Here is a 6,077-nt window from a genome sequence, read left to right as displayed (position 1 = left end):
CGATATCAGCCATTTTTTGATGCATCGCTATAACTGGATTAGGCCTCATCAATTCAACGATGGGTTGGCCCCAGCGCGGGCCGAGGAAAAACTTAACGTCGTGTCCGGGATTAGTTGACCACTACACTCAGGCAATGTCCCGCGTAGCCATGACTCAGCCGCTACCCAGCATCGCCAAAAAGTTCTTCAGCACTGCCGCCTCGACTGCAAATCTTTCTGCAGCCGATTTCTTTCGCCCTTACATTGATGAGCTTAGGTTCATCCTAGAGGAAAAAGGAATAAGCGTACTGGATGCACATCCAAGCATCTATCACACACGCCAAGATGTCATTGACGATGTAATGCACGAGGTTGAGAGGGAGACAAAAGAGCTCCCGGAGAAACGTCGCAAAGGGTACGAAGCTCTGCTGCATGACGCCGTACTTTGGCATGCCGTCAACGACCGTCGCCCCCAAAATAATGGGTCACCTTTCGAGACTGAGTATTGGGCAGTTTCCATAGACTGGCGCCTGATCGGCTTTGACCGAGCAAAACGCGCAGCCATCCGCGCGAAGCTGCCGGTGGTACTGCATCCAAGCAATCTGGTTCAGCTCATTCAGTTTTGGGTGCCTCGCTCTCCAGAACTCGAAGAAAGTTTGGTTGACTCCTTGCGCCTGCCACTTTTTTTCCAATCGTTCGATCTTGAGGACGAAAGGGCGACGTTGAAGGTGCTGGAATCAATGTCGAGATTCGAAAATGTTGGAGATCTACCAGAATCCGCCATCCGCGTGGTGCTTACTAATCGGGCGCTTCGCGCACGGATCAGCAATATCGAGGCTTCCAATCAGGAAGTGTTCGAGTTGGTACATGATGAGCTGTTGAGCCACCACCGAAACGTTTCCCAGCAGCTTGAAGAAACCAAGGCCGTACTGGATGAAAAGGAGCAGCACCTGCTCGAGGAGCGGGCGGCCCGTTCTGTCGTTGAAGGTCAACAGGACATCACTGCCAAACAGATCGCTGATTTAGAGTCCGAGCGGAGGATGGCCGAGCAGAGAGCTCAAGATCTCGAGAATGCACAGACTCAGTTGCAGCAGCGTCTGCAGGAAGCTAACGAGGCTACAAACGAGATCCAGGCTCATCGAGACCGAGCCGAAGCCGCTGAGAGATCACTCACACGTATCAAATATGTCGGGATTTTTCTCGTGCTTCCCACCCTACTAGGTGTGGGTATTTATTTCTTGAGCAGTGCTTTAACACCCGAAATGCTGCCGGTGATAACCACAGATACAAGGGTACTGTGCTTGCGACTTTTCGCAGCCACTCTCCCTCTCACTTTAGCTTTCTGTTTTTCAGCGAAATATGTCGAGCCCAAGCCTCATCTGAACTCTTGGAAGCTGAGCAAATTCTTGAGCTGGGTCGGCACTAAGGTGATCGTTGCCCCAGCATTGATCGCTGGCGAAGGTATCTTCACTGGCGGGACATGGGATGGGATCAAGGCGCTGCTCGGTATTAGCTGATACGGATCTGGGGCCTACCTCTCGGTGCGCCCTTCCTCCCTGTCCTGTCCCAGCGGCGACCATTACCCTATTCCCCTGTTGCTATGCTCGGCTTAAAACAGGAGTGAAAAAGTGGCTAGCGAATACTCATTATCAGACGTCCTGGAAAGGATGTACGAGAACCAAATCGCCCTTGAGGCCGCCCTGATGGAGCTGACCCTCCAGGTCGAAGCCCAGGGGCATGCGCAAGTCGGTGACAACGTTCGCGGTGCGCTTTACACAATAGGCGAGAACGCCGGCCACATAAAACAGGGCTTGGCCCGCCTCAAAAAGCTTCCATGAGGCAGCCGCTATTTGATTTTGTTCTGAAACGCGTTATCAGCCAGCTACATCACAGGAAAGGCCGCCATCAATTTTCCGCATCGGGAAGCACTGAAGGTGGTTGGCATTTCTTGTCCTACTTTGACCGAGAATCTGGCGTAACAAGTTAGCTGGCGGTGGCTGGTCTGTTGAAGGCCAACGGCTGTACATGACGGATCATCACAGGGCTGCAGCGGACATGATTGTTAAATGGGCACTGAGCGAGTGCATTCACTGCAGCGTTGAGATTGATGATTGGCCTCCCTCTCAAACGGAGAAACAGCGCGTGATTGAGCTTCTAGATACGCGAAGGTCAAAGCCTCTCCAAGGTGGCAGATTGCAAAAAAGTAGAGGCTTGACTAAGTACATAAACCTGAAACCGGGATAGAAGCATGCCCTTAATATTGACGCTTACCTAATACCGTATGAACATTGCAGCCTATTAATTGAAAGCCCCTTGAATCTATGGAGAAGTGAAGAATGAAAAAACCACATAGCACAAATTACAATCCTGTTCACACAGAAACCAGCAGGCTAGTTATTTTTTTGATGATCGTTGCTGCCTCCATCTTTGCTACTACTATAGTGCTGTGTGTATGGTTCAGCTGGGGAGCAGTCCTAGGATTTTCACTGTTTTCTACATGCTTCGGTCTTTTAATGACAGCCGTGCTAACAGTAACAAAATTAAGTGACAAACGCACTTTTTGTTTTACTCTCGTGGGTATCTTTATGTCTGCCGCAGGTTATATTGCATGCTTGCAGGGAGTTTTCCATCCTGTCTCACAGCTATATTTAAAGACAAATCAGAACTTTGAAGTGAGCTCTGACACCGCCAACTGCAAATACGTTGTCGCGAAGAGCTCATTGATTTGTGATGTGGCGGTTCAACCTAAGTAGAATCAAGTCTATCTTTACACCTAATAAGCGTGCAGTCAGTATTCTCACGCTAGAGAGGAACCTTTATGAAGTTGGAAATACTCATTTACGACGCTTTCGTGTCATTTAGTAAGGCGCATACAGGTGAGGAGCCAGCCTCTCCTAATTTCGTCACAACAAAAGGTGACTGGCAGATGAGTGTCAGTGGCGCTACAGAAAACAAAATCAAGCTCGTTTCGTCAGCTCTGTTGAAAATCGGTTGGCCTGATTGTATTAAGCTTGATATAGCGGAGCATCATGGTTTAATCAAAAAGGCCATGGTTGGAGTGTATGCCGAGTTTTTAGAGTCTGGCACGAGTCCGTGTGCAATTAGGTATTTCTTACCTGCCTACTTGAAAGGCGTCATAAAGCCATCTGTGGCAGAGCTGGCATCTACATCAGCCCGTGATTTCACGTGCCACTTACCTGCTGCGCTCACAGGCTTAGAGCGCAATGGGCCTTTTATCCTCGGGCCTGTTGCAATTTTTAAAAAAATGGATTGGATTGATTCTGTTAATTTTCCTGCTGGTGCGCTGAACTATTTAGGGGTAGATAACTCTGACTGGCGTGAAAACTTAAAAGCGGCGCTGGTTGATAAAAATGTACTACTAAAGCCTCTGAACACTTCGCTTTTTGGTGTACTTACTAAATCAGGAAGTATGATCAAGGTAACTACTTCAGGTTATGGACAGGCCCTCTCTCATAAGCTCTCCACTATTACAGCGAGGACTGCACTTGACTCCATATCACTAATAAGTGGTAGTCATAAAATGTTTAGAAGCCTTACTCTTTATACTGAGAGAAGACCCCCGATCTTAACACATAGCATAGTTGAGACAGATGGGTTTCTTTGGCATGCCGGTGCTAAACTATCTGACGAAATCAATCCATTCCTGCTCAGTCTTGAGAATTTGAGTTGTAACCAGAAAAGATTTTTAGATGCGGTAGCTAAAATATTGACAGGCCTCTTCAATGTGAACGAAGGTTGTCCTGGCCTCTGTCGGCGATGGTCGACAGCACTTGATTGGCACGGTGAAGCATGCCGGGAGGTGAATGACCAGATAGCGATTGCAAAATTTGGTACTTGCTTAGATGTATTAAGTAGTGGGGGTGGCAAAACCCCCGCGATAGCAAATATGGTTTCAAATTTAACCAAGATCCCTGTAAATGATGTTGTAAATATAGGTGAGGCGCGTTCTCTTTACAAGGCTATATCTATGATTTATGAAAATGGCAGGTCTGAGATATTGCACGGTAACAAGGTTGATAGGATGAGTTCATTTGAGGAGCTAAGGGGTATGGCTGAGCATTTTTCTAAGATTACTCTTATCTGCGCAGCTCTAGCCTTTTTTAATTACTCAGGCGCGGATTCAGAAAAAGCTTTCTGCGACATGTGACTTACCTTCTATTGGAGCACCTACGGCAAGGCGGCTTAGGGCAGGTTTACACAGTTTACTCCAAGCCGCTTAACCTGACGTTTCTGCTAACTTATTGAATTATGGGCGGGATGGCTTTGCCTCGAATCTATAAGCCGCCCCGCTAAGTGGTTATGCCCTAAGCGTATGTGCCGTGCGTCGCCATCAAGTTACGATGGCAGGAATTTAACCGAAAGCCTTGCGAAGTAGTCACCATGCAGGGGCTTGGAGGAAGTGCTGTACTCGGCCTGATTGCTAAGCACTTTCCGGAAGGTACCCGGGCCACCCAGCCGGACGGTGGGTTCGTGATCTGGGTAGAGTTGCCAGAGGAAATTCATACGACAAATCTGTTCCGCAAAGCGCGCCAGGAAAACATAATCATCATGCCTGGCGAGCTCTACTCGGATGGGCCTAGGTTCTCGAACTGTATGCGGATAGCGTGTTGCCAAGACCTCTCAGAAGAGCTTGTCGAAGCATTGGCAACCCTAGGTGAGTTGGCTTGCCGAGAAATAGGTGATAAACGTTACTAACGAGCGCACACCAGAGAGTTGCCCTTACAAAAATCATATAACATCGAGTTACACCCCTAGGCAGAAAGCCTGGAGGCGACCAGCAAAGATCAAAAGCCCGGCAGGAGGCCACATGATCAACCCTAAAGATTTAGAAGCCAAAAAACACCAGCATCATGTATGGGCAAATTACCTGTTGCGATGGGGGCGCGGAACCAACAACGTACATTACACTAGCAAAACAGGAAAGCTCGCGCACGACAGTGTCAGAGGAATTGTAGTCGACGACTACTTTTACAAGACAACACCTCTGAGCAATGAAAACATCGAAGTAATAAAATACCTATCAAGCTCATCCCCGCCGTTCATGCAAAAAATCCACATGAATTTTCTGAATGTTTTTTTAGCTGCTCAGCGAATACAGGAACTGTATCGTGCACTCGGCATCAAGGACGAAAAAGGCGATCAAATTATACATGCATTAGAATGCAATATGATGGAGAATCTCCATTCATTACAAGAGACGGGTGTTCACTCAACGCTCTCAGCCTTGGCCGAAGAAAATTACGAGGTTTTGAACGAGCCTGAAAATATGATAGAACTGTTATTGTTTATTGGACATCAATTTGCCAGGACTAAGACCTTCCGCGACGGTGCAATAAGGATTACAAATACTTCCGACACTGACGAGGCCATGTCTAAGACCATGTCTCACGCATGGTGGTTTATCAGCTATATGTTCGGAATGAACATAGGCAGCACTTTATACAAACGCGCCAACACCTCAACACATACCCTATTAATAAACAACACCGACAAGCCCTTCATTACATCTGACCAGCCCGTCATCAATGTACACCCAAGCGTGACTGAATCAGGTTTTTTAGCACCCAAGATGGTCGACTTTTACTACCCAATCTCACCCAGGGTCGCGCTTATAATTTGTGAATCAAAACGATTCGACCCTGGCCGCCAGGCTGTGGACTCATCGTTTGTCGATGAGCTAAATTCCAGGGTGGCCAAACAGACTCTAATACATATTATCGGAGATACAAGGGAAGCTATATCCCCATACAAGAAGCTTGTAGGGCGCAGGTATAGAGAGGCTTTCTCTGACTAACACTTAATTAAATTCACAAAACATTATTCCAACTTGATCGCAAATTTTTGGAGGATACATTATCAATATATCAATGGTATTCAGGATCTAGCAACACTCAACCGCATGAGGACTCAAGCTCATGAACGAGCCCCATGAAAGACAGGACACCGTTTCCCCCTTACGATAAGGGATAGGCAAACGGTTATGTTTATGACTAATAGCAACGACAAGAGTGGGGAGCTTTTGGGCCAGGAGCGGCGGCGCCGCTGGAGCCCGGAGCAAAAACTGGCCATGGTTCGCG

5 protein-coding genes and 1 pseudogene are annotated in these 6,077 nt (G+C 47.6%); all 6 read left to right on the top strand.

Going from position 1 to position 6,077, the window contains the following annotated elements; translation table 11 throughout:
- Positions 1-149: 149 nt before the first annotated feature.
- Positions 150-1,496, top strand: a complete 1,347-nt coding sequence (locus TU75_RS25880; RefSeq protein WP_060550522.1) for a hypothetical protein — start codon at positions 150-152, stop codon at positions 1,494-1,496.
- Between the two features lie 111 nt (positions 1,497-1,607).
- Positions 1,608-1,817, top strand: coding sequence for a hypothetical protein (locus tag TU75_RS25875; RefSeq protein ID WP_060550521.1), 210 nt, complete (start codon positions 1,608-1,610; stop codon positions 1,815-1,817).
- Positions 1,814-2,223: pseudogene (locus TU75_RS28265) on the top strand (hypothetical protein). Before TU75_RS25875 ends, TU75_RS28265 begins: the two are co-directional and overlap by 4 nt.
- 92 nt (positions 2,224-2,315) lie before the next feature.
- The gene (locus TU75_RS27570; protein WP_141719170.1) at positions 2,316-2,732 is read left to right on the top strand and encodes a hypothetical protein; all 417 of its coding nucleotides are present in this window, start codon (positions 2,316-2,318) and stop codon (positions 2,730-2,732) included.
- A 65-nt stretch (positions 2,733-2,797) separates the two neighbouring features.
- Positions 2,798-4,147 carry a hypothetical protein gene (locus TU75_RS25870; protein WP_060550520.1) on the top strand — a complete coding sequence of 450 codons (1,350 nt, stop codon included), beginning with the start codon at positions 2,798-2,800 and terminating at the stop codon, positions 4,145-4,147.
- A gap of 660 nt (positions 4,148-4,807) precedes the next feature.
- The gene (locus TU75_RS25860) at positions 4,808-5,794 is read left to right on the top strand and encodes a DUF4238 domain-containing protein (RefSeq protein WP_069665441.1); all 987 of its coding nucleotides are present in this window, start codon (positions 4,808-4,810) and stop codon (positions 5,792-5,794) included.
- Positions 5,795-6,077: the final 283 nt, after the last annotated feature.

Source organism: Pseudomonas poae, assembly GCF_001439785.1.
Taxonomy (GTDB): domain Bacteria; phylum Pseudomonadota; class Gammaproteobacteria; order Pseudomonadales; family Pseudomonadaceae; genus Aquipseudomonas; species Aquipseudomonas poae.
This window is presented reverse-complemented; position numbering and strand designations above follow the sequence as displayed.

Bases quoted from the DNA above. Each gene is read 5' to 3' on its own strand.
- TU75_RS25880 (WP_060550522.1), top strand. From the start codon at position 150: ATGACTCAGCCGCTACCCAGCATCGCCAAAAAGTTCTTCAGCACTGCC.
- TU75_RS27570 (WP_141719170.1), top strand. From the start codon at position 2,316: ATGAAAAAACCACATAGCACAAATTACAATCCTGTTCACACAGAAACC.
- TU75_RS25870 (WP_060550520.1), top strand. From the start codon at position 2,798: ATGAAGTTGGAAATACTCATTTACGACGCTTTCGTGTCATTTAGTAAG.
- TU75_RS25860 (WP_069665441.1), top strand. From the start codon at position 4,808: ATGATCAACCCTAAAGATTTAGAAGCCAAAAAACACCAGCATCATGTA.